Annotated in this window: 1 protein-coding gene; it reads left to right on the forward strand. The window is 58.8% G+C overall.

Annotated features, from left to right (window positions below; genetic code table 11):
• On the forward strand, positions 1-240 hold a 240-nt coding region (locus tag ACX9YW_RS23520; RefSeq protein ID WP_460351221.1), incomplete at both ends, for a DUF3131 domain-containing protein.

Raw genomic sequence — 240 nt, forward strand, 5'->3', positions numbered from 1 at the left:
GGGTCTACCAGGCCCAGGAGAATCGCTACGCCATCACCGGGATCCTCACCGCCCGCTCCGAGCATCAGCTCGATAAATCCCCGTACTTTGTCTATGACACCGTGTTCAGCGACGGGTTTAACTGGAACACCATAACCGACAAAGGCCAGTTCGTACCGAATAGCGCCGCCGTGTCGCTCAAAGCGGCGATGGGGATGTGGGTGCTGTGGAACTCGCCCTATACCGATCGTCTGCTGGACG

This window comes from Pseudoneobacillus rhizolycopersici, assembly GCF_054786815.1.